The organism is Pseudonocardia sp. Cha107L01 (genome assembly GCF_052566575.1).
In genome coordinates this window covers 1,854,517-1,879,079 of the sequence record NZ_CP199579.1, presented here as the reverse complement: position 1 = coordinate 1,879,079, position 24,563 = coordinate 1,854,517, and the positions used below count along the sequence as shown (strand labels likewise).

The window sequence follows — 24,563 nt, the reverse complement described above, 5'->3', positions numbered from 1 at the left end:
TGCTTCACACCCGTTCAGCGCTGCTTGCCGGCCGGCAAGCCGGTCAGTCCGGTTCCAGGGCCGAGAACGCGACGAAGGTCCTGGTCAGTGCGGCAGGTGCGACGACGCCGTGAAAGTGCTTTGCGAAGTGCTCGCTCTCGCGATGCTTGGCGAAGGAGGCTTCTTCGTCGTAGACCTCGTAGACCATGAACGTGCACGGGTCTTCGGGCGAGACATGTGCCCGGTAGTCCATGACGCCGGGTTCGGCGCGACTCGGAGTGGTGATCGCGCGCAGCGCGTCCGCGACAGCTTCCCGTGATTCCTCGGCCACGGTGTAGGTGACGGTGAAGCAGTAGGGCACGGGGGGCTCCGTTCTGGTCCGGGAATGCTGGAGTGGGTCCTCGACCCGGTGCCCAGCCTGCCGCAACCGGCGACCCAGTGTCAATAAATACTTCAATTTTGTTCAGCGCTGTTGACTGTCAGGCTCGTTGGGTGTCTTCTAATACTTCACAACCGGCGCCCGTGCTCGCCGTGTTCGTCGCCACCACTCGCGAACTCCGAGGAGAACCACCGATGCCGAACCTGCGACGGTCGCTAACCGCAAGCCCTGGGGCGGGCAACGTCGACTTCGAGGAGCGGGTGAATTTCGATCGGTTGCGCAGCTACCGGCTCGGCCGGGCGGCAGAGGCGATCGAACGCTCCGACCTCGGCGCGGTGCTTGTCTTCGACAACAACAACATCCGCTATCTCACCAGCACTTTTGTCGGTGAGTGGACGCGGGACAAGCTCAGTCGCTACGCAATCTTGACAAGGACGGGCGAGCTGATCCTCTGGGACTTCGGTTCAGCAGCACTGCACAACCAGCTGTACGCGCCGTGGCTCAAGCCGGAGAACTGCCTGGCCGCGTACACCACGATGCGCGGCGCGGTGTCCAGCGAAGTCGACCTCATCCCCCATGCCGTCGAGGAGATCAAGGACCGGCTGGCCGACGCGGGCGTCGCCGGGATGCCGATCGGCGTGGACGTGGTCGAGCCCGCGATGATCTTCGAACTTGGGCGACAGGGCCTGGACGTGCGGGACGGGCAGCAGGTCATGCTGGGCGCGCGCGAGATCAAGTCGGGCGACGAGATCATGCTCCTGTCCACCGCGGCCGGCATGGTCGACGGGACGTATCAGGACATCGTCGCCGCTCTCAAGCCGGGCGTGCGGGAGAACGAGATCGTCGCACTGGCGAACAAGAAGCTCTACGAACTCGGCTCCGACGACGTGGAGTCGATCAACGCCGTGTCCGGGGAGCGCTGCAGCCCGCATCCGCACAACTTCTCGGACCGGCTGATCCGCCCTGGTGACCAGGCGTTCTTCGACATCATGCATTCCTACAACGGCTACCGCACCTGCTACTACCGCACCTTCAGCGTGGGTTCCTCGACAGCCCCGCAGCGCGACGCGTACACCAAGGCCCGGGAACTCATCGACGCCGCCATCCAGGCGATCAAGCCCGGGGTCTCCACGGACCAGGTCGCCAGGCTGTGGCCGGCCGCGGAGGAGTTCAACGCCGGGGACGAACGCCTCGCGTTCGGGCTGCAGTTCGGTCATGGGCTCGGTCTGGCGTTGCACGAGCGGCCCATCATCAGCCGACTCGTCTCGCTCGAACATCCCATGGAGATCCAGGAGGGCATGGTGTTCGCGCTGGAGACGTACTGGCCGGCCACGGACGGTGTGTCCGCAGCGCGCATCGAGGAAGAGGTGGTGGTCACGAACGACGGGGCAGAGGTGCTCACGAAGTTCCCCGCACAGGAACTGTTCGTCACCAACGCCTACTGAACCAGCTGACTACTGAGAGGTCCGCCATGAAGATCGCCATCGTCGGTGCTGGTATCGGTGGCCTGTCCGCTGCGATTTTTCTGCGCCGGGCCGGGCTCGATGTGGATGTCTACGAGCAGGCACCGGAGCTGACAGCGGTGGGTGCCGGGCTCCGGCTGTCACCCAACGGCCTGCGCCTGCTGCGCCGAGTCGGGCTCGGCCCAGATCTGGCCGCCGTAGGGGTGCGGCCAGATGTCGCCTGGGAGCTACGCCGCTGGGCGAGCGGCGAGATCATCTGGCGCGGGCCGCAGGCGGGTGGAGCGCCGCTCGATCACCTGCTCGTCCACCGGGCTGAGCTGCTCGACCTGCTGCTTGCCCACCTCGACGGCCCGCCACCGGCGCTCGGCCAGCAGCTGGTGGAGATCGACTGTCAGGACCGCATCGGCTTGCGCTTCGCCGGTGGCACCCTCGCCGAGGCCGATGTGCTCGTCGGTGCCGACGGCATCCATTCCCTGGTGTGCGACCGGTTCATGCCCGCCCGTCCCCCGATCGCCTCGGAAACCTCGGCCTTTCGCGCCACCGTTCCCATCGAGGGCACCGCCTTCGCCGAGGCTGCCGCCACGGCCCGTCTCTGGCTCGGCCCGGACAAGCATTTCGTCGCCTACCCGATCTCTGGTGGGCGATTGATGAACGTGCTCGGTGTGGTGCCGTCAACGGGCCGGGAGAAGGAGTCGTGGAGCGCGGCGGGCGATCGGGACGACCTAGCCGCCTCCTTCGCGGGGTGGGATCCCGCGGTCGTCGAAATGATCAAGAACGCGGAGGGGGTGAAGCTGTGGGCGCTGCTGAGCCGGGCACCATTGCAACGCTGGACCGCGGGGCCGATCGCGGTGCTCGGTGACGCGGCGCACCCCATGCTGCCGCACCTGGCGCAGGGCGCCTGCCAGGCGATCGAGGACGCCGCCTGTCTGGCCGGGGTCCTCGCCGAGGTCAGGACAGCCGAGGAGGCGGCCGCGGCGCTTCGGCGCTACGAGACGATCAGGCAGCCACGGGCGAGCGAGATCCAGCTGATGGCCCAGAACCAGGGCAAGGACTATCACCTGCACGACGGCCCCGCGCAGCGCGCACGAGACGAACGCCTTGCGGCAGAAGGGATCCGGGCCCAGCATTGGATCTACGAACACGACGCGGGGGCGCTGTGAACACGCCGGCTGTCGCCGTCCTCGGGCTCGGCAAGATGGGCTCTGCCATCGCCGGTAACATCGCCGCGGCGGGGTTCACCACGGTGCTGTTCAACCGCACGGCCGCCACCGCACAGCACCTGGCGGGTCAGCTCGGCGCCACTGTCGCGGCAAGCCCGCGCGAGGCCGCCGAATCGGTTGACGTGCTGATCACGATGCTCGCGGACGACGCCGCCCTCGACGCGGTGTACCGCGGCGAGAACGGGATTCTCGCGGGCCTGAGAACGGACGCGACCGCGGTGGACATGGGCACCTCCGGCCCGCTCGCCATCGCCGCGCTCGCACGGGAGGTCGCCGCGGCCGGCGGGTTCCTCGTCGACGCGCCGGTGTCCGGCAGCACCCCGGCGGCCAGGGCGGGGAAGCTGACGATCCTGGCCGGGGGCGAGGAGTCCGCGATCGCCAGGGTGCGCCCGATCTTCGATGCCGTCGGCTCCGCCACCCATCACATTGGACCGGTCGGCATGGGCGCGGCGATGAAGCTGGCGCTCAACCTGATCGTGCACTCGACCGGCCAGGCACTGGCGGAAGCACTCGTGCTGGCCGAGTTGTCCGGCATCGACCGCCACACTGCCTATGACGTCCTTTCCGCGAGCGCGGTCGCCTCTCCCGTGCTCTCCTTCCGGCGGAACAAGTTCCTCGACCCCGACGGCGCACCGGTCACCTTCCAGACCGCGTTGGCCCTCAAGGATCTGCGGCTTGCCACGGAGCTGGCCGGCTCCGTTGGTGCGCGTGCTCCGCAGGCCGAGGCGAACCTCGCGGTCCTGCAAGCGATGGTCGACGCGGGTGACGGGGACGAGGACGTCACGGCGATAGCCACGTACCTGCGTAGGAACACCCGATCCGAACCCAAGGAGTAGCGATGGCTCTGGTTCCGCTGCGTGAGAAGGACGAGATCGACGCCGCCGACCAGCCGACGGCGGAGGCGGGCCTGCAGGCCTTCGGGCGCCTGCTGCACACCTGGCAGGCGATTGCCAACCGGCCTGGCCTGCTGTCGGTGTACCTGCCCTTCGTGCGCACACTCACCGGACCCGGCGCGCTGGAGCAGAAGATCAAGGAGCTCGTCGCCGTCCGGGTCGGCGTGCTCAACCACTGTCGGTACACCGTCAGCCACCGGTGCACCTCCGCCCGGGCGCAGCAGGTGTCCGAAGAGGACATGGCAGCCGTGGCCGCCGGCGACTACGGGGGCTTCACAGAGGATCTGCGGCTCGCCCTGGAGTTCGCCGACGCGGTGACCCGTGACGTGCCCGCGACTCCCCTTGCCGAGAACGAGTTCGGCATCGACGAAGACCTGCGACGGCTGCTGTCGCAGCGGTTCTCGGCCGAGGAGATCGTGGAGCTGTTGATGTCGATCAGCATCTGGAACGGTCTCGCCCGCTTCCACCGGGTGATGGCCTTCGACCCCGACCTGCCGGCCGCGCCCGGGAAGGTCCGTGCCGCCCTCTAGCGGCCAACTCATACTCCCGAAGAGAGGAAAGCAATGACAATCGACGTGCGGCTTGACGGAAAGACCGCCCTGGTGACGGGCGGCAGCTCCGGCCTCGGTCTGTCGATCGCGAAGACCCTGCACAGCCAGGGTGCCTCCGTCGCGCTGCTGGCCCGCGATGCCGGCGCGCTGAAGGCCGCGGAGAAAGAACTCGACGGAGACGCCCCCGTGCTGACGGTGAGCGCCGATGTCAGCGACGCCGATGCCGTCGCTGACGCGCTGCGGCAGGTGCGGGACTGGTCGGGTCAGCTCGACATCCTGATCAACTGTGCCGGGCCGCGCCTCGCCCAGACCCCGCTGGTGGACACCGAGGAATCCGTGCTGGAGAACGCACTCGGCACAAAACTGGTCGGCTACGCGCGTGTCGCCAGAGCCGCCCTGCCCTATCTGGCCACCAGCGACAGCGGGCGCATCATCAACGTGGCAGGCGTGACCGCCCACTCGCTGGTGCCCGGCGCCGCCGTCACCGGCATCACCAACTCCGCGGTGGTCGCCCTGACCAGCTACCTCGCCGCGGAGGCGGTGCAGAAGGGCGTGCTGGTCAACGCGGTGTCGCCCGGAATGTCGCTCACCTCGGGACATCTGGAGCGGCACGACGCCGTCGCCGCGGAGAAGGGCATCTCTGCCGAGCAGGTCCGCGCGAACATCGTGTCCACCCTGGGAATCCGGCAGGGACGCTGGGCCCGCCCAGAGGAGGTCGCCTCGGTCGTGCTGTTCCTGGCCTCGGTACTGTCCTCGTACGTGTCCGGTCAGGTGATCCGAGTCGACGGCGGCTTCGGCACCCTGGTCGGCTGATACCCCCACCCGCCCGGATCCGCTGGGCACCACTTTCGTCCTTCGTTTTCCGTGGTGGCGGCCGAGGTGCGCAGGTTGTGGTGCTCGGCGATCCAGTACCAGTGGAAGCCCAGCCGCTCGGCGTGCTGGGCCAGGTTGACGGTCCGCCGCAGGGCCTCCACGGCGCTGGCACCACTGGTCACCGGTACGAGGTCGAGCACCGACAGCGGTACGTCGTCCAGGGACGTCACGGCTGCGCCCCATCGACCAGGTGGATCATCGACGAAGCGTAGCCAGCAGTTCAGTCCGCTCCGTGCAAAGGCGCTTCGCTCACTACGTTTTCCGCTCCGCCGATACCCAAGTCGGCGTGTTCGGTTCTAGCGCGGTGGATTCGCCGTCCGGGAACATCTAGGTCCAGCTCCCCAAAGGGGCGGGCGCACCCCCGGGCGTCCCCCAGAACGACGCGGAGCGGGAGCAAGACGGGCGACCCCCCGGCCCGGCCTGGTTCCCGCTCCGCGGCGCCAACTGTGTCCCGGCGGTGTGACCCGCCGCCGGCGGCCCGATCAGGAAACGAAGGTGGACCATGTGCCAGCACCAGCCGCCGTGTCCCTCGGCGAACACACCCGATCATCGAGCCGCGCGGATCGAGGCCGAGCATTGGGACCAGGGCTGGTGTCGGCTCTGCAACGGTGTGGTCATCTTCGATGATGGCGGCGAGTTCCTGCCGGACGGCCACGTCGTCCCGGCCCCGCACCACTGTCGGGCGACGGCCTAGCCCGCCCGCTTCAACGAGCCCGCCCACCCCGAAAAGAATGACGTTGAGTCAGGGCGCGGACATCGGTACGTTCGGCGCGTTCCCAACGGGTGAGGTGCTCGTCGAGGAACCGAAACCACCGCAGCAGGGCGTAGGCGTAGCTGCGCAGGGTGGACGGACTGCAGTCCGAAGCCGCAAGGTCACGCAGGTAGGACGTCGCGGCCTCATTTTCGACGTCGGGAAAGATCACGCGCCAACGAAGTCCAATCTCGTGGTACTCGACCCGCCCGAGGCGCCTGGTTGTCACTGGTTCAGCCTGTCGAGAAAACGATCAAGCTTTGTCAGGCGCGCCGCTGGATCGGCGCGGTCACCGGTAGTCCACCTACTCGGACCGAGTGTGACCTGCCTACCGTCGTGCGGTGAACGCACGGCTGGGCATAGCGGGAGTGGAGTACCCGGTGCGCCCCATGATCGCCGTGACCGTCCAGGAACTGCCCACGAGCTCCCGCGTCGGCTGGGCCTACGAACCGAAAATGGACGGCTTCCGCCTTCTCGCCCATCGCGGTGCTCAGCGCGTCGCGCTCCATTCTCGCCAGCAGCGGCCGCTGGGCCGGTACTTCCCGGAGATCGTCACCGCATTGCGGCAGCTAGACGTCGAGGTAGTGCTAGACGGCGAGCTGGTGCTCTGGCGAAACGGTCGTCGGCCTGGTCCTCATGCCCATGTCCACCGATCCCGGGGTCGCTCAGGCCTGGTTGCGCGAGCACTCTGATGCCGGAGTCGAGGGAGTCGTGGCCAAGCGCATGGACCAGTCCTATCGGGCAGGTGGGAGGACGTGGCGCAAGCTCCGGACCCGGCTCAGCGCTGAAGCCGTCGTTGGAGGTGTCCTTGGCCCGCTCTCGGCGCCCCACGCACTCATCGTCGGCAAGGTCGATGGCCGGGGCCGGCTGCGCATTGCTGGACGAACGCGCCCGCTCCCGTTGTCGGCTCGGGTCGAACTTGCCGCCGTGCTTACCGAGTCGACGGATGAGCATCCTTGGCCGGCGGCTATCCCGGCGAGCCGATTCGGGCAGTTGGGCGCAGACCCGGTGCACTACACCAAGGTCTCGCCGGATGTGATCGTTGAGCTCGACGTCGACACTGCGTTCGAACACCACCGGTGGCGCCACCCGACGCGCTTCCTTCGAGTCCGTGCGGAGCTGCATCCGACGGACCTCTCGCCATAACCAGCGCCGTCTGGATCAACCCGGCGCTTGTGGCCTGAGGCGGGCCCGCTGGGTGAGCTGTCGGGCCGGTCGCCCTGGCACGGCTGGGCGCACGGGCATCGTGGTGTGCGGTTCTATGCTCTCGCGGGTGCCGCAGTTCAAGATTTCCGAAGCCGCGGGCCTGCTCGGGGTCAGTGACGATACGGTCCGGCGCTAGGTCGAGAACGGGTCCGATCACTCCGGTGTGGGGCGCTCGGCCCGCAATCGGATGGTGGGTCTGGTCACCGCGGTGACCACCGACGAGGTGATGGCCCAGGTCGAGGTGCAGTGCGGTCCGCACCGCGTGGTGTCGCTGATGAGCAGCGAGGCGGTCAGAGAGTTGGGCCTGCAACCGGGCGCGATCGCGGTCGCGGTGATCAAATCAACCGAGGTCATTGTCGAAGTGCCGAACCAGTAGGCCGAAGGTCCCCCGCCGCGGCGCACCAGGTGGTGAACCGGGTCAGGCGCTGAGGGACTGGATCACGTAGGTGATGGCAAGTGCGATCGCCATGACGCCGAGGAGTAGCCGCAGGGCGTTGTCCGGCATCTTGGGTTGTAGGCGGGCGCCGAGGTACCCACCGATCAGCCCGCCCAGTCCACACGCCAAACCCAAGACCCAATTCGGGGCAATTGGAGCAGTGGTGGCCATCGCGAGCAGCGCGTAGGTTGCCACCCCCAGCAGTGAGGTCAAGAACGTCGAGGCCAACGCGGCCGGGGCGACAACAGCGACCGGCATCCCGGCACCAACCAGAATCGGGCCGAGAAGCGAGCCGCCGCCGATGCCGTAGATCCCCCCGACGACCCCGACCACCAGCGCCAGCACGCTGATCGCATGCGGAGACAGCGACCGTGCGGGCCGACGCGCGGACCCAGCGGCAGTGCGCCAGCACAGCCATACCCCCAGCGGTAACAGCACACCAGCGGCGATGAGGCGGAACACCTGCACGCCGGGCACGAGATAGACCCGGATAAGCGCACCGATCACCACACCGGGCACCGTTGCTCGGGCGAGCTGTCCGATCAGCGGGCCGCTCAGCTGCCCTTGGGACCAGTAGCGAAGCAGCGCGCCCGGGGTGGCCACGATGTTGAACAACAGATTCGTCGGGGTCACCGCCGGACTCGGCACCCGCAACACGTCGAGCTGCACGGGCAGCAAGAACACCGCCCCGGACACGCCGACCGGCGCGGTCAGAACGGCGATCACCAAGCCCGCGGCGAACCCCAGCAACGCCTGTCCCCAGCTCAACCGAGCGCCTCACCATCGACGTTCCCGCCCATGGCGGGCTGATCGAACTCCACCAGGTTCGCAGGGACCGTATCCGGGAACCGACGCGAGCGGGGAAACAGATCAAATACCGGTCAGGCTAGATAGCCTTGGCCGGTTGGTTCTGGCTGTGTAGAAGGAGTCACCGATGCGACGCGGCGTCAGGCTCGGAACGGGATTGGCGGCGCTGTGTGCCGCGCTGTTGGTGGCCTCCTGCGGGTCGTCCTCGACTGGCACAGCGCCGACCCCGGGGCCCTCGGCGCCGGTGTCGGGCACATTGATCGTCAACGGGGCCGGCACCCTGGCCGGCCCGTTCAAGCAGGTCATCGCCGCGTTCAAGGCGCAGAACCCTGGGGTGACGGTGCAGTCGCGCTTCGCCGGCAGCGTCGAGCTGGTCCGGGGTGTCACCGAGCTGGCCGCCCCGGTCGACGTGCTCGGGGTGGCGGACTACTCGCTGATCCCTGCGAAGATGTTCGGCGCCGGCGGTGGTACCCGGTTCGCCGATTGGTATGTCGGGTTCGCCTCGAACCGGATCACCTTCGCCTACACCGACCACAGCAAAGGTGCCGCCGGGTTGACCCCGACCAACTGGTATCAGGTGCTGGCCCAGCCGGGATTACACATCGGGCGGTCGAGCCCGGACACCGATCCGTCGGGTTATCAGATCTTGCAGATGCTGGCCCTGGCGCAGGGCTACTACCACCAGCCGAACCTTGCGGCCGGCGTGCTCGCCAACTCCCCGCCCGGGACATTGGTCGGCACCGAAACCCAGCTGCTGCCGGCGCTGCAGTCCGGGCAGATCGACTACCTGGGGATCTACCGCTCCGACGCGCTGCAGCACCACCTGCGATTCATCGATCTCCCCCCGCAGATCGACTTGGCCGATCCCGCCCAGGCAGCCGCCTACCGGAGCGTAAGCGTGCCGACGTCGTCGGGTGCGAAGACGGGGAAGCCCATCGTCTATGCCCTCACCATCCCGACCAACGCGCCCAACCCGGCAGCGGCGCGGCAATTCGTCGAGTTCGTCCTCGGCCCCGCCGGACAGAAGATCATGAACGACAACGGGTTCACCGTGCTCAGCCCCGCGGTAGCGGGCGGCCAGCCACTACCCGCCCCGCTGCGCCCGCTCACCACCCCGGCCACGCTGCCGGGAGGCTGAGTGGCCGCCACGGCCGACACCACGGCGCGCCGACGATGGCCGGGCGGACTAATCCCGGTTGGGCTGTTCCCGGCGCTGACGTGGCTGGCCAGCGGACTACTCCTGGCCTTCATCGTGCTGCCGGTGATCCGCCTGATCACCATCAGCTCTCCCGCCAGCCTCGGCACCGCCCTGGCCGAGGCCGACATCCGTGACGCCCTGCAGCTCAGCCTTCAAGACGCCGCCATCACCGCCGTGCTCGCCACCCTGCTCGCGGTCCCGCTGGCCTATCTCCTGGCCCGACACCGGTTCCGGGGCCGGGCCCTGGTCCAGGCGGTGGTCGACCTGCCACTGGCCGTGCCACACACCGTCGCCGGGATCGCCCTGTTGTTCGTGTTCGGGCGCACCGGCTGGATCGGAGCCCCCGCCGGCGCCGTGGGCCTTTCCTTCTACGGCACTCAGGCCGGGATCGTGGTGGCGATGCTGTTCGTCAGCGCACCGTTCGCGGTCAACAGCGCCCGCGTCGCGTTCGAGGCCCTGGATCCGAACATCGAACGCGCCGCCCGCAGCCTCGGCGCCACCCCCGCGCAGACGTTCCTGCGGGTCAGCCTGCCGCTGGCCTGGCGCGGTGTGCTCACCGGCACGGTGCTGGTCTACGCCCGCTCCATCAGCGAGTTCGGCGCCGTGGTCATCCTCGCCTACTACCCGGCCACCGCCCCGGTGGCCATCTACAACCAGTTCCTCTCCGCCGGGCTCGCCGACTCCGCCTCGGCGGCGGTACTGCTCCTGGTCGTCTCGCTGGCCACGTTCCTGGTGCTGCGCACCCTGGCCGCGGGATGGCTCGTGGCCGGCCCCGGACGCGATCGGATCTGAGGGTGCTCACGATCTCCGGGATCCGCACCCAGGCGGGAGGGTTCCAACTGGGCCCGCTGGAGTTGGCCGTGCCCGCCGGTCGGGTCCTGGTCGTGCTCGGCCCCTCCGGCGCCGGCAAGTCCATGCTGCTGGACACCATCGCTGGCTTCCGCACCCCACAGCAGGGCACTGTGCATCTCAACGGCCGCGACATCACCAACCTGCCCGCTGAGCAACGACGAATCGCGGTGGTGTTCCAAGACGCGGCGCTGTTCCCGCACCTGTCGGTGCGCGACAACGTCGGCTTCGCACCACGACTACGCCGACGCCACCCCGCCCCGCTGGTCCAGGACCTGCTCGACAAGTTCGGAATCGCCCACCTCGCCGACCGGGCACCCCGCTCGCTCAGCGGCGGGGAACGCCAACGAGTCGCCCTGGCCCGCGCGCTCGCCGCTCAACCCGCCGCGATGCTGCTCGACGAACCCCTCTCCGCCCTCGACCAACCCGTTCGCGAGGAACTCCGCGACGTCCTACGAGACACCCTCCGCGAGCTGCGGGTGCCCACCATCCACGTCACCCACGACCGCGACGAAGCCCTACGCCTCGGCGACGACCTGGCCATCCTCGCCGCCGGCACCCTGCGACAGACCGGCCCAGCCGCCCACCTCACTCAGCACCCGGCCGACGCGGTCACCGCGCGGTTGCTCGGCTGGATCGAGCTCGGTCCATCTCGCCGCGACACCCAAGGCCTGCACGTCGGCGACCTATCCATCAGCCCCCTGGACCAAGACAGCCCGCATGGCACCGTTTTCTATCGGCCGGAGGAGATCCTCATCAACGCACACGACCCGTCGACACCAGCGGGCCTTCATGTCCGAGCCCAGATACTCGAGATCGTTCCCAGCCGACCCCTCGCCCGGCTTCTGCTGCGCACCAACCCGCCAATCACCGCACTGATGCTGCACCGCGACCTGCATCACCTACCACCGCCATGTGGCACCGACGTCGAGGTCACGCTGCCCCAACACGCGATCCGAGTTCAGACAAAGAGTTCAGTTAACTAGTCGTTGTATCGCGATGCGCACCGCCGACGGCGGGTGCAGCTGCAGTCACGCCAGCAACGCGCGGCAGCAGGAGCAGCAGGAGCAGGCCCGCCGGCTACAGGAGCAGCGCCTCCGCGACGGTGGCTGGGACCGGTAAGCCCGCGTCGCCGTCCCCCGGGCGAGGTGTCCCGGCCGCACAGGGCCGGGACACCTCCGGTGGGAGCCCAACCACAGCTAACCGGGTTGGCACCCGGGTCGCTCGCTGAACCGCGCTCTGGTGTGGCGCGAGCGCGGTTGTCACCCACCGGTGGGATGCTGAGATAGGTAACGACAGGGAGGAGGTGATCGCGATGGGTGCACCACAGCGGCCCGCCGGCAAGGCCGGCGACGACTACGTACCGACCGAGGAACTCGTGCGCCGCAGCGGCGTGCAGCCGTTGCGCACGGCCGATGACCTGGCCGCCAGTACCGACCCGTTCGAGTCCGACGAGGAGTACCAGGCCTTCCTTGATGACCTGTACGCGTCGCGACGCGCCAATCTGTCGTGAGCGTCATCGTCCTTGATACCGATGTCGCGTCCGCGCTCTGGCGCCATCGAGCCCCAGCATCGGTGGTCCGCGGCCTGGTCGGACACGAGCCCGCGATCACGTTCGTGACGGTCGGCGAGTTGGTCAAGTGGACCCTGGTGCGCCGGTGGGGACCGTGCCGGGTCGCGGAGATGCAGGCATTTCTCGACGCGCTGGTGGTACTCCCCTACGACTATCGGGTCGCCGCGCGGTGGGGAGAGCTGCAGGCGTTCGCGCATCTGCGCGGGCGGCCCCGCTCGTTCAACGACTCCTGGATTGCGGCCTGTTGTCTGGTGCGGGGGCTACCGCTGGCCACGTTCAATCAGAAGGATTTCGCGGACTTCGCCGAGCACGAGGGGCTCGAACTGCTGCCTACCGGGTGACCCTCGAGTCGTCGGCTGGTTCGGCGGGTGTCTCCCACCGCCCTGGGTGTGGGTCGCGGGGACTCTGCCCGACTGGTCGTGCCCTCGTTGGCGATGTCCGCCTACCCGCACCGATGCGGGTGAGCGCCGGACCCCGCCCGCGCCACACCCGCCGGGCGGATGAGTCCCGCCCCACCACCAGCGGCGGTGGGGCCGCCTGAGGCGATCAGCCCAGGCGAGCCTCGACTCTCCCGGAGGTCCTCATGACCGTCACCGACACACCCCTGACCACCCGCAACGCCACCCTCGCCGATCCGTCCGCCCTCTTGGAGGTCCAGCACGCCTCGAAACTTGACGTGGTCGTTCCAGCGCGAGATCTGGTGGTCGCGGACGGGAACGTGCTCGTCACCGGCGCGGGTGAGCCGGTCATCACCGCTGATGGGGTCGGCCCCGGGCAGGTGTCGCTGCGGCCCACCGCGACCGCGGACGCGAACCTCGCCGCGAAACTCGACATCCCCATCAAGTTCCTGCGACGGCTACGGGAACAGCACATCCCGCTGTTCGACCAGACCGTGAACACACTGATGGGAGCAGATCCGGACTACCGATTCCTGGTGCGTGGGCTGGTCAACGGCGGCCCCCACCACGGTATTGGGCGGGCTTTCTTGAGCTCGCAGTATCGGATCACCGACAACCTCGATGTGCTGGTGACCGTGCTGCACGGCATCCGTGACGCCGGGGTGGACGTGCAGATCACCCAGTGCGATCTGAGCGAGACCCGCATGTACGTGGTGGTCAAGTGCGACGCGATCGGTGCCTACGCCCCGGAGCTGCTAACCAACTACACCTCGCCGTTCAGCGGCAACCGCGGCGCGGACAACCCCCTGGTTCATGCCGGGTTCGTCATCTCCAACTCCGAGACCGGACACGGTCGGTCCACGATCACGCCGCGGCTGACCGTGGAGATCTGCACCTCATGCCAGAAGGTGATCAGCAGACTAGACCACAGGTACCAAGTCAGATCTCTGACCTGGCCCTTCTGTGGAGCCGCCTCGGGGAGTCGAACCCCGGACCTACGCATTACGAGGGGCACGTGCGCCTGCTCCCGGCGCGCCACCAGCACTGACGGCACCACCTAGGACACTCATCGCACCGACGGCCCTGCGGGAACGACGGATCGGATTCCACGGAGGATTCCACGCCCCACCTGGAGCATCGGCGCAAGTGGCCGGCCCAGGCGGCACGACGATCTCCAGGGCAGCCAGAATCGCCGTGACGGCCTTGCCACCGATCGCGTGTCGACGCAGCTCAAGCGCGTCAGGTATTCGGGCCCTGCGGTATTCGTTCTCAATCACACGTCAGGCAACGATCCGGCCGAGCCTCGCGGAGATGGGGCCTAGCCGACGCGGCGGTCGGTCGCTGCGAAGGGCTGAACGTGGCTGAGGCGCCGTCGAGTGCTGCTCGCGGTGGTTCGGGATCGCGGGCGGCCCGGGCGAGCAGCATGCCTCGCGCTGACCGCCTGATGCGGCCCGAAGTGGACCACTAGATCAAGCCAGAAGTGGCGCACTCAAGGGGACTGCTTCGGCGCTAGCGTCGGCGCCGTGGCAATCGTGACCGCCAAAATGACCTCCGAAGCGGCTCCACCCGCACGCCGCCCGCCTCGGCCGTATCGAGCAGCTCTGTGAGCCGGCCGAGCCCGCCCCGGGGCGCACGCGGCTGCGCGAGTCGCTCCGCTGTTGAGGTGTCATCGCGCAGGATGCCGAGGATGGTTTTGATGTCGGTGCGCTCGTCGTCGCAGATCTTCTTGATCGCGGCGCGTGCCTCACGGGCCTGCTCGGGGCGTTGTTCGTACGAACGAGCGTCAGTCAACTGGACTATTATGTCCATCAAAGACCTGCGTGACATCGATCGGAAAACCTCTGTCGCCCATCAGTGACCTAGAGACGCACTGCTCATGACGGCCATGACGGTACGTTCTCGTCTGGCAGGGTGTCTCTGCAGCGATAGTACGTGGACTATATAGTCCATCAAGTCGGTTGCGGCCTAGTGGCGAGGACTGGATACAGGGAGGTGCCTGATGAGGGCGATTGTGGTGACGGACGAGGCGGCGGGAACGGCCGGGATGACGCTGGCGGAGCGGCCCGAGCCGGAGGCGGCGGGGAACGATGTCCTCGTTGAGGTTCATGCGTCGGGATTCACCCGGGATGAACTGACGTGGCCCGGGACGTGGACCGATCGCCTCGGCCGAGACCGTACGCCGTCGATCCCTGGGCACGAGCTGGCCGGAGTGGTGAGCGCGCTTGGCTATGGCACGGCGGGGCTGTCGGTAGGACAGCGGGTGTTCGGCCTCACGGACTGGACTCGAGACGGCACGCTGGCGGAGTTCGCAGTCGTCGAGGCGCGGAACCTCGCGCCGCTGCCGGGCGACGTCGACTTCACGGTGGGCGCGAGCCTGCCGATCTCGGGCCTGACCGCGTGGCAGGGACTGTTCGAGCACGGCCGCGTTCGGGCGGGTCAGAGCGTCCTCGTGCACGGCGCGGCCGGCGGAGTCGGGTCGATGGTGACGCAACTCGCGCGCGAAGCCGGCGCCTACATCGTCGGAACCGGACGGGCTGTCGACCGGCAGGCCGCGCTCGAGTTCGGCGCGCAGGAGTTCGTCGATCTCGAGAATGACGCTCTGGAAGACGTGGGCGGAGTCGATTTGATTTTCGATGTCCTCGGCGGCGAGATCCAGAAGCGGTCCGCGGGTCTGGTCCGACCCGGAGGAATGCTGGTGACCATCGCCGGGCCGCCTGAGGCGCGGCCCGCCGATGGCTTGGCGATCGACTTCGTAGTCGAGTCTGACCGTGCTCAGCTGGGCGAGATCGTCCGGCGGGTGCGCGACGGACGGCTACGGACAGCCATCGGACACGTCGCGCCCCTCGACGACGCGGTCGCAGCCTTCAACCCGACCGAGCGGATCAAGGGAAAGACGATCATCCGCGTTCGTCCGTAAGGGACTCCGGACGCGATCGCCGGGCGGCAATCGGCATAACGAGCCCGGCGCTCCCCGAGCAACAAGACATAGCCAGCCAGTCGAGTCAGTGCGGAACGTGACGCAGACCCAAGCGCCGTGTAGGCGAAGACTAATCCAGAGAGGTGTTCAGATGAAAGCGATCGTAGTGACGGACCGGGCCGCCGGGACGGCTGGAATGACGCTGGTAGAGCGGCCCGATCCGGATACGGAGAGGCTCGCCAGCCTTGAGGGCGCGAACTATGGCGATGTCGTGGTTGAAGTTCATGCGTCGGGATTCACCGGGGATGAGCTGGAGTGGCCTTCGACCTGGATCGACCGGCGCGGCCGTGATCGCACGCCGTCGATCCCCGGCCACGAGTTCACCGGAGTGGTCACCGCTCTTAGCTACGGCACGGCGGGACTATCCGTGGGCCAGCGGGTATTCGGCCTCACGGACTGGACTCGAGACGGCACGCTGGCGGAGTTCGCAGTCGTCGAGGCGCGGAACCTCGCGCCGCTGCCGGGCGACGTGGACTTCACGGTGGGCGCGGGCGTCGCGATGACTGGCCTGACCGCCTGGCAAGGTCTGTTCGACCACGGCCGCCTTCAGGGGGGACAGAGTGTCCTCGTGCACGGCGCGGCCGGCGCAGTCGGCTCGATGGCAACCCTGCTGGCGCGTGAGGCCGGCGCCCACGTGATCGGCACCGGGCGCACTGCCAGCCGTCAAAAAGCACTCGAGTTCGGCGCGCACGAGTTCGTCGACCTCGAGAATGACGCCCTGGAAGACGTGGGTGGAGTCAATCTGGTGTTCGATGTCCTCGGAGGCGAGATCCAGAAGCGGTCCGCGGCTCTGGTCCGAGCCGGAGGAACGCTGGTGACCGTCACCGGGCCGCCCGAGGCGCGGCCCGCCGACGGACTGGCGATCGACTTCGTCGTCGTGTCCGACCGCGACCAACTGAGTGAGATCGCCCGGCGGGTGCGGGACGGACGAGTGCGGACGAACATCGGCACAGTCGCGACCCTCGACGATGCGGTCGCCGCCTTCAACCCGACCGAGCGGATCACGGGGAAGACGATCATCCGCGTTCGTCCGTAAGGACTCAGAGACAGCAACCAGGGCCGGTCCTCCTCGTGGATCAGCGCCAGCCGCGTGGCCAGGGCGGTGAGGGGCCGATTGGTCCGCCGCACATTCGGGATACCAAGCTGAACGGGTGATCCGGACGTGAAGAAGCTCCTGGTGGATGGGTTCATCACCAAGATCGCCTGTCCAGCCAGGAGCTTCCGCGTGGTTGTCTACCCGGCCGGCGTCGACGTGTCCGCATCCACTCCGTGCTCCCAGACTTCCGGTCCAGTCAGCTGCATCGTCCCGTCGCCGATCCGATTCGCCGTGAGCTCATCCCCCAGGGCGATTTGGCCACCGGCGCGCACTAGGCGGCCGCCGTCGATCGTCAGCGGGTATCGCGTCGCGTGGCGAAGGAGTCGAGGTGATCGAGTGCCATGTCCAACGCGATGCCCATGGGTTTGGAGTTGTGCGCACTCTGCGCGAGCACGTATCCGCCCTGCAGGGCCGCGAGTAGCGCCGTGCCGAGGTCCGCGGGCCTGGCCTCTTCACTGAGCACGCCCAGTACCTGCAGCCGGGTGAGGGTATCGATGAGCAGCCGTTCCCAGGCTTGGAACGTCTCTGACAGCGCTTTGCGGGACCGCTCGTCGATGTCGGATAACTCGATCGACATGCCGCCGAGGGCGCAGCCGTAGGAGCCATCCTGCAGAGCGTTGGCCTGGACCAGTGCGTCACGCCAACGTCGAAGTCCGGCGAGGGTCCGCACGCCACGCAGTCGCTGCTCTTCTCGATCGAGTACGAACTGCGATGTCACGTCGATCACGGCGTGGATCAGCGCCAGCTTGTCCGGGAAGTGGTTGTACAGCTGCGACTTGCTGGTTTTGCTGGCGGCTCGGATGTCATCGAGCGTGGTGGCGTGCACGCCCCTGATGTAGAAGAGCTGCTGCGCGGAGTCGATGATCCGCGAGCGGGTTTGCAGGCCGCGTACCGTTCGACGTATCTCCGCGGCGTCGGCGCCACCGTTTGATCCAGACATCCGAATTCACGCGTCCTGACCTGTCGTCGCACTGCCTGGCACCACCGCTGCCTCGATCTCGATCTCGATCTCGGGTCGGAGATCGGATCGGATCAGCTGTGGAACCACAGCAAGCATAGAGGTTGGCTTGTGGACGATAAATTCATCGCGAACGTGCACCCCACGCGCGGTGTCGAACTGTCGCCCCAGGCCGTCCTACCGGTATCGAAGGCTCCCAGCCGCCCGGCGCCAAGCTCGCAGACGGCGGTCACCGCCCCTGCGTTCCCGTCGTGCCACGACTGTCGAAACTGGACCATGTTGTCCATGAACGCGAGATCAATCCTCTTTGTTCCCTGCCGTCGACCCGACCGTCTCCACGGCCGGCCCAGCGAGGTGAACTGCGGGAGAACCAGTCGAGTAACGTCCTATACCTGCGAATACGTCGGTTCGCCGGCGATGTCGCCCCTCTCGCCGACTCAGGGTACTCACTCGACCCCGGGCCCGCCTTGCACATCATAAACTGGTCTGTATAGTCCTCTTTGTGAGCAGCGGGAGAGCGCGCGAGGGCCGCTACACCGACGAATACCAGCACCGCGACGGCCAGTGGCTGTGCATCGGAGCCAACGTCATCGCCCTGAACGTCGCGGCCTAACTCATCCACAGGGGTTGAACCCTGACCGAGCGGGTGCTTCTCCCCCGCCAACTCATCCCAACCCGACGTCCACCTTTACGGAAGAAGACCGACTATGTCTCGTTTCACGATCACTGCCCCCGAAGCCGCGCCCGCGGCCGCTCAGCCCGTCCTGGAGGCAATCAATGCTCAGATGGGCTTTGTCCCCAACACGTTCAAAGCGATCGCCGCCAACCCCGTCGTCCTGGAAGCTGTCACATCGCTGCAGCGCACCCTCACCGTTCTGGATGCCAAGACCCGCAACAGCATCGCGCTCGCGGTGTCGCAGACCAACGGCTGCAACTATTGCTTGGCCGCGCACACCTTCGCCTCCAGCAAGATGACCAGGATGACCGACGACGACATCGCTCTGGGGCGTAGCGGCAGCTCAACCGACCCCAAACGAGCCGCGGCCGCGGGCTTCGCCCAAGAGCTGGTCAACAGCCGCGGCAGGGTCAGCGACGCCGAACTCGCCGCCGTCCGCGACGCCGGGTACAGCGACCCACAGATCCTTGCCATCGTCGCTCTGAGCGTCTCGTTCCTGCTGACCAACTACCTCAACAACGTCATCGAAACGGACATCGACCTCCCGTTCGTGGAAGGCACTGCCGCGTAATCGGCACGTACCCCGAGAGTGACCACATCTTCGACGCCTGGCACGACGCAGTGAAAGTGCGGGACGGCGGCGCTATCGGCGAGTTCTACGCGCCGGACGGAGTTGTCGAGACGCCGATCGCTGTCGTCCTCACCCCGAGCTCGGGCCGGGCGAGGTCCAAGGCCGAGGCCATTGGGGTTGGATCGGTTTCCAAAAGATCCGCACCGCGGAGAACAACATCGCGGCCAGCGCCTAATCTCAATCGCGCTCACTTGCCACGTCGAGATCGATCGATGTCCGCCCAACTCGCTGATCGCACTCAGAACATCGATGCAAGCATCGGATTGCTTCCTTAGGAGATGTATGCCATGGCCGGCTCCGAGGTACGAAAATTTGTGGCATTACACACAGGCTCGCTCGCCGAAGTGATGGCCCACGGCCTGGACCCTGGCGAAAGAGCGGCACATCGAAGATGGCGCCAGTTCGTAGTTGAGTCACTTTGAGCTAAGGATCGACACATCATGAACCTCGACAAAATCATGGACAAGCACCTCACGCGGGCTTTCGACCCGAACCGGGCTATCTCAGAGGTGACCTTCAACAAGTTCCTGGCGTTTCTGCGTTCGGCGCCGTCGTCACTGAACGTGCAGCCCTGGCATTTCTACGTGATGAACTCGGCCCAGTCGAAACAACGCCTCGCGAACAGCCTTGGCGACATGTTCGAAGCAGGCAACCGCTCAAAGGTGATCGATGCATCACACGCGATCATCGTCACCACCCGCGCCGACTTGCCCGACAGTCACCTGCAGAGTGTGTTCGCCCAGGAGAACGCCGACGGCCGATTCCCCGAGGGTGAATACAGGGACAAGTGGCAGCGCTCGGTCCACGACTTCCTTGACTGGCGCACCTACAACTTCAAAGACATAACGCATTGGATGGAAAAACAGACCTACATGACGGTGGGCTTGGCAATGATGGCCGCCGCCGAACTCGGCATCGAAGCCCTCCCGCTCGAAGGTTTCAACCCTCACTCCGTCGACGCGGAATTCGAGATCCGCGAAGACGGCTACACCACCACTGTGCTGCTCGCTCTCGGTTACCCGGACCTCACCCAGGTCAGCAACAAGCCGATCTCTCGGCTCAGCGCGGACCGGATATTCACCTACATCTGAGCAAACGCCCGCGGCACGAATTACCTGCGATCAGCGCCAACAATCCAGGCGACGGGGGCGGAATAGGCGATGCCTTAGATGCCGACGGTTCTACACCTAGCTTGACCTGGCCAAATACCCCGTGATCAATGAGGGACGTACTATGCCGACTGGAATCTTGTTGTTTCCCAACCCGCAAGCAATCAATGTCGTCGATGACGCGGTGGTACAGGCCAGGCGTGCGTACGACCTCGGCGTCCGCCAGGTCTGGCTGGGCCAGCAAAACGATCACGACGCGATCGCCCTCGCCGCATTGGTCGGCGCCGAAGTGCCGGGGCTCGGCGTCGGCACGGCGGTGGTGCCGATCAACCCGCGTCACCCGCTGATCGTCGCATCGCTAGCGCAGACGGCGCAGGCCGCCTCGCACGGCAACTTCAGCCTCGGCCTCGGACTGGGCGGGCACGAACCGGAGCGGCTGGCCTTCGGGAGGTCGTGGCCCAACACGATCACACGCCTCCGCGAGCACTTGACGGTACTGAGGTCCATCTTCGATACCGGAGCGGTCGACTTCAGCGGCAACGAGATCACCGCACAGCCCGGATGGCCGGTGCGGGTCGCCGGGGGCACACCCGTCCCGGTGTACATAGCCGCGATGGGCCCAAAGGCGTTGCAGGTGACCGGCGAACTGGCCGACGGCACGCTGCCGTTCCTCGCCGGTCCACGGACCATCGCAGAGTTCATCGAACCGGCCATCGCGAAGTCGGCCGCCGACGCTGGACGGTCGAAACCCAGGATCATCGCGCAGGTTCCCACAATCGTGTCCGACGACGTTGACGCCGCGAAGAATTTCGTGGCCGAGCAGTTGAGCTTCTTCGAGGCCATGCCGTCGTATCAGAAGGTGATTGCGCGAGAGCGTGTCGCTAGCGCTGTAGACCTTGCCGCGGTGGGTTCAGCGGAATCCGTCAGGCGTCAGCTTCAAAGCTACCTGGACGCGGGTGCGACTGAAGTGTTGCTAAGCCCGCTGGCCTGGACAGACGCCACCCTCGCCGAAGAACTCTGGGCTGTCGCCGCTTCGGTCTGACCGACCGGGCTGGCCGGAGGCGGCGCCCTTGGCTAAGGAAAGGTGCCAGCTCGGCAATGGTCCGATCCGCGGATTAAAAGATTCCGGCTTTGCGGGTGCGACAGACGTTATGCCGGCTCAGAGCGACAGTAACCGTCGCTGTGGCCGCTAGAGATGCTGCGAACAACGACGTTCGCACCCATCGTGATTCCCATCCGGCGCGAACTGCATCCGCCGAGTGATCTCGGACAGCTCGACACAGTCATCCGGCATTAGGTCCCGGGATCGGGCTTCGCCGGCTGATCACAAGCGCCTCAGCCGAACTGTGGAGCCGCCTCGGGGAGTCGAACCCGGACCTACGCATTACGAGAGAGGCGCGCTGACGCTAGAACACGCCTAGCAGCACTGACGCCGCATCGCATGTCGCGCAGCGCACAGAGCGAACTGGGAGAACAGGCCTCGCCATGCCAGACGTCATGCCAGCGGAGGCCTCGGCGCCGGTGCGAAGGCCAGCAGCCGAGCTACGCATCCAAAATGCGCAGCTCGCCGGATGCGGCGCGATGAATCGCTGACCGCCGGAGCCGGCCAGTCAGCTGTGGTGGCCACCGAAATGGCCACCGCTGAGCTCAAAAGGTCCGAGCTAGCGCACTGGTCGGGCATCGACGCCATGGGCTGGTGTGAGCTGGCAAGCCGTTCGATGTGGTCGGCGCGGGCGGTCTGCGATCCCGCCCTCCCGATCAGGAACCCCGTACTCACTCGGGGTGTCTCACCTCAGCCTGGCAAAGAGGGCCCGGTGCCCTCGCTCGCTCGCTAATTCTGTGGCGGGGGCACGAACTCGTAGCCAAGTGCCTTAGACACACCCACGAACATCCGGGTGGCTGGGGACGAACACGGGAGCTGACCCGGATTGTCAGTCAGGGTCGGGGACTTCGGGCAATTCCCCGAGGCGATGTCGCTGTTGACCAGCACCACAACCGAGGTATCTGAGGCGGTCTGGTAGAAGACGGTGGAGTTGAAGCCGGGCAGCTCGCCGGTGTGCCCGACCCATCCGCCGCTGCAGGCGATGCCCAGGCCATACCCCGCCGGCTTGGGGAACGATTCCAGCCGCCGGGTCTGCATTGCCCCCGACAGGATGCCCTGACCGGTTCCGAGCGCCCGGTCATAGATCAGCATGTCCGAAACCGTCGAGATCATGGCCCCCGCCGCCCACCCGAACGACGGATTCCAGTTGGTGGCATTGGCCGGATGGTCCGGTGTACCACTCCCCTGCAGCGTGTACCCCTGTGGGTGCGGGTCAGGGATCGCGGGCGAGGTATCGGGGAACCCAGAGGTGTTGAACAGTCTGAGCCGGTTCAAGATCTGGGATTGCAGGACGTCGCCGAAGGACCGCCCGGTGACCTTTTCGACTACCTTGCCCAAGAGGATGGTGTTGGTGTTCGAATAGTTGAATTTGTCTCCCGGCGAGAAGATCGGGGATTCGGGCACTCCGTAGGCAATGAGTTGGTCCGGAGTGAAGATCGTCTCGGGATTACCGAAGTACTTGTCCAAGAACGGCTGGGTGTAGTAGCTGGCGATACCACTGGTCATATCGGCCAGCATGACCAGCGTGATCTTGTTGCCGTTGGGGATGCCCGACACGTATTTCTCGATGGGGTCATCGAGGGAGAGCTTCCCTTCCTGAGCCAGTTGAAGGATAAGGGTGCCGGTGAACGTCTTGGTCACCGAACCGATACGCATGTGCATGTCGGTCGTCATCGGTGCCTTGGTGGCGGGATCAGCAGAGCCGTAGGCCTTGATCCAGGTTCCCTGGGGAGTGCGCACCCCCACGATCGCCCCCGGTGTGGCCGCAGCCTTGAACGCGGAAGCGGCCGCGGCGTCCAGAGACGAGACCAACGGGGCGGGGAGGGGCGAGGACGTCGATGCCGCGGCCGGCTTGGTGGCGACAACCTGGGACACATCGGCCACACACGGTCCGGGGTTGCCGGCGTCGGCCGACGCAGATGTGCTCGACGAGCCGGTCGTGGTCGTCGAGCCCGAGCCGCTCGACGGGCCCGAGCTACAGGAGGCCACGCCGGCGATGGCGGCGAGCAGGACGAGAGGAAGCCGAGCCCGACTCCACACCTTGTGAACGTAAATTGGCACCTCACGACCCCCCCGCCATCGTCGGTGATCGGCGTGACGGTGATCGTAAAGGACAGCACTGGGCTTGCACACCCTACGCCGTCGTGTCCGCGTGGGCCGGCAGCTCAGACTTCTTCGTGACTGTTGGCGCCAACGCGGATCCGTACGGTCACTGAGCGGCACCCAACGGCACAGACCAACACCTCAGGGCGGGCTAGCTTCACCCGCAAGCGCAGGAGCTGGCCCAGGCCCACGGGATACAGCTCGTCGACGGCGACCAACTGCTCCACATCGTCCGACGCCTGGCCACCCCGAAGCCGAAGCACCTCCTGGGGCAAGATCCGAGCCAACAAGTGCCCCTACTCCAGAACCTGCGCTCGGCATCTCGGCGGCCCGGCAAGGCCAGCCCGCTCCGCCGAACACGGCCCCTTGAACAGTGGCTGAGGCCGATTTGGCAATCTCGCAAGCAGCGGATAAAAGATCCCGGCTTTGCAGGTGCCGCAGCCGTTGTGCCTGGTCAGAGCGACATGCTCGGTCGCTGTGACCGCTAGAGACGCTGCGAACGACGACGTTTCGCACCCATCGTGATTCCCATCCGCCACCACCTCAGCGCCCCAACCACGCCAGGGCTTGCGAGGCGCCTTCTGCTGAACGTACCCGCCACTAGCAGGTGCGTCTTCACACGTTCGGCCCTGCGGGCCGAGTCGCGTCACCCGGACGACGCCGGACTTTCGCGCTAATGCCGATTGACGCGAAATCAGAATTTGGCGTTAACTCTCATCAACATGAAAACGACTCGCACCTACACGATGAGAGCACGGGCCGAGGCCACCGCGAGCACCAGGTCGCGGATCTTGGACGCCGTGATCACCCTGTCCGAGGAGCGGCTGTCACTCGAGATCGTTCTCGCCGACGTCGCCGAGCGGGCAGGTGTGAGTGTCCAGACCGTGCTGCGGCATTTCGGCAGCAGGAACGAACTGTTCGAGCACGCCCAAGCCCGCCAGGTCGAGGCGGTACGCGCGGAACGGGCCACGCCGGTCGGAGATGTCGCGGCGGCGGTCGACACGATCGTGACCTTCTACGACCGGATCGGCAATTGGTCACTGCGGTTGCAAGCTCAGGAGCACAACGACGCACTCACCCGACGCACGATCGAGCGCGGCCGCCGAATTCATCGCGACTGGGTCGAAGAGGTCTTCGCTCCTCAACTCGCCGACCGCGCCGACCGCGAGGAGCTCGTCGACCTGCTCGTGATCGCCACCGACGTTCTCACCTGGAAAATCCTGCGCCGCGACACCGGACTCGATCATGCGAGCACCTGTAAACGCATGCGCCGCCTCGTGACCGCCGTCCTCCAAGAACCAGCCCATCGAACCGACCTACCCGAACGGAGCTGAC

26 protein-coding genes and 1 pseudogene are annotated in these 24,563 nt (G+C 66.7%); 20 read left to right on the top strand and 7 right to left on the bottom strand.

All coding sequences use genetic code 11. The features are described 5' to 3' along the window. Window positions 1-43: 43 nt before the first annotated feature. Window positions 44-340, bottom strand: coding sequence for a putative quinol monooxygenase (locus ACTXG6_RS08915; protein ID WP_445187280.1), 297 nt, complete (start codon window positions 338-340; stop codon window positions 44-46). A 212-nt stretch (window positions 341-552) separates the two neighbouring features. On the opposite strand from ACTXG6_RS08915, the gene ACTXG6_RS08910 reads away from it, so the two are divergent. From ACTXG6_RS08910 to ACTXG6_RS08890, 5 genes are read left to right on the top strand one after another with little or no spacing between them, the layout of a single operon-like run. Then, on the top strand, window positions 553-1,803 hold the full coding sequence (locus ACTXG6_RS08910) for a M24 family metallopeptidase (protein ID WP_445187279.1): 1,251 nt from the start codon (window positions 553-555) through the stop codon (window positions 1,801-1,803). A gap of 26 nt (window positions 1,804-1,829) precedes the next feature. Further along, window positions 1,830-2,981, top strand: coding sequence for an FAD-dependent monooxygenase (locus ACTXG6_RS08905; RefSeq protein WP_445187278.1), 1,152 nt, complete (start codon window positions 1,830-1,832; stop codon window positions 2,979-2,981). Beyond that, the gene (locus tag ACTXG6_RS08900) at window positions 2,978-3,877 is read left to right on the top strand and encodes an NAD(P)-dependent oxidoreductase (protein WP_445187277.1); all 900 of its coding nucleotides are present in this window, start codon (window positions 2,978-2,980) and stop codon (window positions 3,875-3,877) included. Before ACTXG6_RS08905 ends, ACTXG6_RS08900 begins: the two co-directional genes overlap by 4 nt. Before the next feature lie 2 nt (window positions 3,878-3,879). Next, window positions 3,880-4,464 (top strand): carboxymuconolactone decarboxylase family protein, encoded by a 585-nt coding sequence (locus ACTXG6_RS08895; protein WP_445187276.1) that lies wholly within the window; start codon window positions 3,880-3,882, stop codon window positions 4,462-4,464. A 33-nt stretch (window positions 4,465-4,497) separates the two neighbouring features. After that, the gene (locus tag ACTXG6_RS08890; protein ID WP_445187275.1) at window positions 4,498-5,298 is read left to right on the top strand and encodes an SDR family NAD(P)-dependent oxidoreductase; all 801 of its coding nucleotides are present in this window, start codon (window positions 4,498-4,500) and stop codon (window positions 5,296-5,298) included. Here ACTXG6_RS08890 and ACTXG6_RS08885 read toward each other — a convergent pair. Next, window positions 5,253-5,528: an LLM class flavin-dependent oxidoreductase gene (locus tag ACTXG6_RS08885; RefSeq protein ID WP_445187274.1), complete on the bottom strand. Its 276-nt coding sequence runs from the start codon at window positions 5,526-5,528 to the stop codon at window positions 5,253-5,255. The genes ACTXG6_RS08890 and ACTXG6_RS08885 overlap by 46 nt on opposite strands. A 332-nt stretch (window positions 5,529-5,860) precedes the next feature. Here ACTXG6_RS08885 and ACTXG6_RS08880 point away from each other — a divergent pair, with 332 nt between their 5' ends. Next, complete coding sequence (locus ACTXG6_RS08880; protein ID WP_445187273.1) at window positions 5,861-6,052, top strand: DUF5999 family protein; 192 nt, start codon at window positions 5,861-5,863, stop codon at window positions 6,050-6,052. Window positions 6,053-6,062: 10 nt separating this feature from the next. Here ACTXG6_RS08880 and ACTXG6_RS08875 read toward each other — a convergent pair whose 3' ends face one another. Beyond that, complete coding sequence (locus ACTXG6_RS08875; RefSeq protein WP_445187272.1) at window positions 6,063-6,338, bottom strand: site-specific integrase; 276 nt, start codon at window positions 6,336-6,338, stop codon at window positions 6,063-6,065. Window positions 6,339-6,498: 160 nt separating this feature from the next. On the opposite strand from ACTXG6_RS08875, the gene ACTXG6_RS08870 reads away from it, so the two are divergent. Both ACTXG6_RS08870 and ACTXG6_RS08865 read left to right on the top strand, forming a co-directional pair. Beyond that, window positions 6,499-6,801 (top strand): ATP-dependent DNA ligase, encoded by a 303-nt coding sequence (locus ACTXG6_RS08870; RefSeq protein WP_445187271.1) that lies wholly within the window; start codon window positions 6,499-6,501, stop codon window positions 6,799-6,801. Between the two features lie 581 nt (window positions 6,802-7,382). Then, window positions 7,383-7,691, top strand: a pseudogene (locus ACTXG6_RS08865) (TOBE domain-containing protein). Between the two features lie 42 nt (window positions 7,692-7,733). On the opposite strand, the gene ACTXG6_RS08860 reads toward ACTXG6_RS08865, so the two are convergent. Beyond that, window positions 7,734-8,519 (bottom strand): TSUP family transporter, encoded by a 786-nt coding sequence (locus ACTXG6_RS08860; RefSeq protein ID WP_445187270.1) that lies wholly within the window; start codon window positions 8,517-8,519, stop codon window positions 7,734-7,736. A 166-nt stretch (window positions 8,520-8,685) separates the two neighbouring features. Between ACTXG6_RS08860 and ACTXG6_RS08855 the strand changes: the two genes are divergently transcribed. From ACTXG6_RS08855 to ACTXG6_RS08830, 6 genes are all read left to right on the top strand, one after another. Continuing rightward, window positions 8,686-9,696 (top strand): extracellular solute-binding protein, encoded by a 1,011-nt coding sequence (locus ACTXG6_RS08855; protein WP_445187269.1) that lies wholly within the window; start codon window positions 8,686-8,688, stop codon window positions 9,694-9,696. Then, window positions 9,697-10,548 (top strand): ABC transporter permease, encoded by an 852-nt coding sequence (locus ACTXG6_RS08850; protein ID WP_445187268.1) that lies wholly within the window; start codon window positions 9,697-9,699, stop codon window positions 10,546-10,548. Window positions 10,549-10,550: 2 nt separating this feature from the next. Next, window positions 10,551-11,591: an ABC transporter ATP-binding protein gene (locus tag ACTXG6_RS08845; protein WP_445187267.1), complete on the top strand. Its 1,041-nt coding sequence runs from the start codon at window positions 10,551-10,553 to the stop codon at window positions 11,589-11,591. A gap of 329 nt (window positions 11,592-11,920) precedes the next feature. Further along, window positions 11,921-12,118 (top strand): hypothetical protein, encoded by a 198-nt coding sequence (locus ACTXG6_RS08840; protein WP_445187266.1) that lies wholly within the window; start codon window positions 11,921-11,923, stop codon window positions 12,116-12,118. After that, window positions 12,115-12,519, top strand: a complete 405-nt coding sequence (locus ACTXG6_RS08835; RefSeq protein WP_445187265.1) for a type II toxin-antitoxin system VapC family toxin — start codon at window positions 12,115-12,117, stop codon at window positions 12,517-12,519. The genes ACTXG6_RS08840 and ACTXG6_RS08835 overlap by 4 nt, the downstream gene beginning before the upstream one ends. 242 nt (window positions 12,520-12,761) lie before the next feature. Beyond that, window positions 12,762-13,637 carry a hypothetical protein gene (locus tag ACTXG6_RS08830; protein WP_445187264.1) on the top strand — a complete coding sequence of 292 codons (876 nt, stop codon included), beginning with the start codon at window positions 12,762-12,764 and terminating at the stop codon, window positions 13,635-13,637. A 448-nt stretch (window positions 13,638-14,085) separates the two neighbouring features. Here the strand turns inward: ACTXG6_RS08830 and ACTXG6_RS08825 are convergent, their stop codons facing one another. After that, window positions 14,086-14,403: a hypothetical protein gene (locus tag ACTXG6_RS08825; RefSeq protein WP_445187263.1), complete on the bottom strand. Its 318-nt coding sequence runs from the start codon at window positions 14,401-14,403 to the stop codon at window positions 14,086-14,088. Between the two features lie 172 nt (window positions 14,404-14,575). On the opposite strand from ACTXG6_RS08825, the gene ACTXG6_RS08820 reads away from it, so the two are divergent. Together ACTXG6_RS08820 and ACTXG6_RS08815 are read left to right on the top strand one after the other, a co-directional pair. Continuing rightward, window positions 14,576-15,493: an NADP-dependent oxidoreductase gene (locus tag ACTXG6_RS08820; protein ID WP_445187262.1), complete on the top strand. Its 918-nt coding sequence runs from the start codon at window positions 14,576-14,578 to the stop codon at window positions 15,491-15,493. A 151-nt stretch (window positions 15,494-15,644) separates the two neighbouring features. Continuing rightward, window positions 15,645-16,589 (top strand): NADP-dependent oxidoreductase, encoded by a 945-nt coding sequence (locus ACTXG6_RS08815; protein ID WP_445187261.1) that lies wholly within the window; start codon window positions 15,645-15,647, stop codon window positions 16,587-16,589. Between the two features lie 352 nt (window positions 16,590-16,941). On the opposite strand, the gene ACTXG6_RS08810 is transcribed toward ACTXG6_RS08815, so the two are convergent. Continuing rightward, the gene (locus ACTXG6_RS08810; protein WP_445187260.1) at window positions 16,942-17,589 is read right to left on the bottom strand and encodes a TetR/AcrR family transcriptional regulator; all 648 of its coding nucleotides are present in this window, start codon (window positions 17,587-17,589) and stop codon (window positions 16,942-16,944) included. Between the two features lie 725 nt (window positions 17,590-18,314). Between ACTXG6_RS08810 and ACTXG6_RS08805 the strand changes: the two genes are divergently transcribed. The 3 genes from ACTXG6_RS08805 to ACTXG6_RS08795 all read left to right on the top strand — a co-directional run bounded on the left by ACTXG6_RS08805 (window position 18,315) and on the right by ACTXG6_RS08795 (window position 21,065). Beyond that, a complete protein-coding gene (locus tag ACTXG6_RS08805) occupies window positions 18,315-18,854 on the top strand; it encodes a carboxymuconolactone decarboxylase family protein (protein ID WP_445187259.1) in 540 nt (179 codons plus the stop codon). A 500-nt stretch (window positions 18,855-19,354) separates the two neighbouring features. After that, complete coding sequence (locus ACTXG6_RS08800; RefSeq protein WP_445187258.1) at window positions 19,355-20,005, top strand: nitroreductase family protein; 651 nt, start codon at window positions 19,355-19,357, stop codon at window positions 20,003-20,005. Between the two features lie 142 nt (window positions 20,006-20,147). Next, entirely contained in the window at window positions 20,148-21,065 is a 918-nt protein-coding gene (locus tag ACTXG6_RS08795; protein WP_445187257.1) for an LLM class F420-dependent oxidoreductase, read from the top strand. Between the two features lie 789 nt (window positions 21,066-21,854). On the opposite strand, the gene ACTXG6_RS08790 is transcribed toward ACTXG6_RS08795, so the two are convergent. Further along, on the bottom strand, window positions 21,855-23,009 hold the full coding sequence (locus tag ACTXG6_RS08790; RefSeq protein ID WP_445187256.1) for a serine hydrolase domain-containing protein: 1,155 nt from the start codon (window positions 23,007-23,009) through the stop codon (window positions 21,855-21,857). Window positions 23,010-24,028: 1,019 nt separating this feature from the next. Here ACTXG6_RS08790 and ACTXG6_RS08785 point away from each other — a divergent pair. Continuing rightward, a complete protein-coding gene (locus tag ACTXG6_RS08785) occupies window positions 24,029-24,562 on the top strand; it encodes a TetR/AcrR family transcriptional regulator (RefSeq protein WP_445189957.1) in 534 nt (177 codons plus the stop codon). The last annotated feature ends 1 nt before the right edge of the window (window position 24,563 follow it).

Bases quoted from the DNA above. Each gene is read 5' to 3' on its own strand.
- ACTXG6_RS08910 (WP_445187279.1), top strand. From the start codon at position 553: ATGCCGAACCTGCGACGGTCGCTAACCGCAAGCCCTGGGGCGGGCAAC.
- ACTXG6_RS08905 (WP_445187278.1), top strand. From the start codon at position 1,830: ATGAAGATCGCCATCGTCGGTGCTGGTATCGGTGGCCTGTCCGCTGCG.
- ACTXG6_RS08895 (WP_445187276.1), top strand. From the start codon at position 3,880: ATGGCTCTGGTTCCGCTGCGTGAGAAGGACGAGATCGACGCCGCCGAC.
- ACTXG6_RS08890 (WP_445187275.1), top strand. From the start codon at position 4,498: ATGACAATCGACGTGCGGCTTGACGGAAAGACCGCCCTGGTGACGGGC.
- ACTXG6_RS08880 (WP_445187273.1), top strand. From the start codon at position 5,861: ATGTGCCAGCACCAGCCGCCGTGTCCCTCGGCGAACACACCCGATCAT.
- ACTXG6_RS08870 (WP_445187271.1), top strand. From the start codon at position 6,499: ATGATCGCCGTGACCGTCCAGGAACTGCCCACGAGCTCCCGCGTCGGC.
- ACTXG6_RS08855 (WP_445187269.1), top strand. From the start codon at position 8,686: ATGCGACGCGGCGTCAGGCTCGGAACGGGATTGGCGGCGCTGTGTGCC.
- ACTXG6_RS08840 (WP_445187266.1), top strand. From the start codon at position 11,921: ATGGGTGCACCACAGCGGCCCGCCGGCAAGGCCGGCGACGACTACGTA.
- ACTXG6_RS08830 (WP_445187264.1), top strand. From the start codon at position 12,762: ATGACCGTCACCGACACACCCCTGACCACCCGCAACGCCACCCTCGCC.
- ACTXG6_RS08825 (WP_445187263.1), bottom strand. From the start codon at position 14,403: ATGTCACGCAGGTCTTTGATGGACATAATAGTCCAGTTGACTGACGCT.
- ACTXG6_RS08820 (WP_445187262.1), top strand. From the start codon at position 14,576: ATGAGGGCGATTGTGGTGACGGACGAGGCGGCGGGAACGGCCGGGATG.
- ACTXG6_RS08815 (WP_445187261.1), top strand. From the start codon at position 15,645: ATGAAAGCGATCGTAGTGACGGACCGGGCCGCCGGGACGGCTGGAATG.
- ACTXG6_RS08810 (WP_445187260.1), bottom strand. From the start codon at position 17,589: ATGTCTGGATCAAACGGTGGCGCCGACGCCGCGGAGATACGTCGAACG.
- ACTXG6_RS08805 (WP_445187259.1), top strand. From the start codon at position 18,315: ATGTCTCGTTTCACGATCACTGCCCCCGAAGCCGCGCCCGCGGCCGCT.
- ACTXG6_RS08800 (WP_445187258.1), top strand. From the start codon at position 19,355: ATGAACCTCGACAAAATCATGGACAAGCACCTCACGCGGGCTTTCGAC.
- ACTXG6_RS08795 (WP_445187257.1), top strand. From the start codon at position 20,148: ATGCCGACTGGAATCTTGTTGTTTCCCAACCCGCAAGCAATCAATGTC.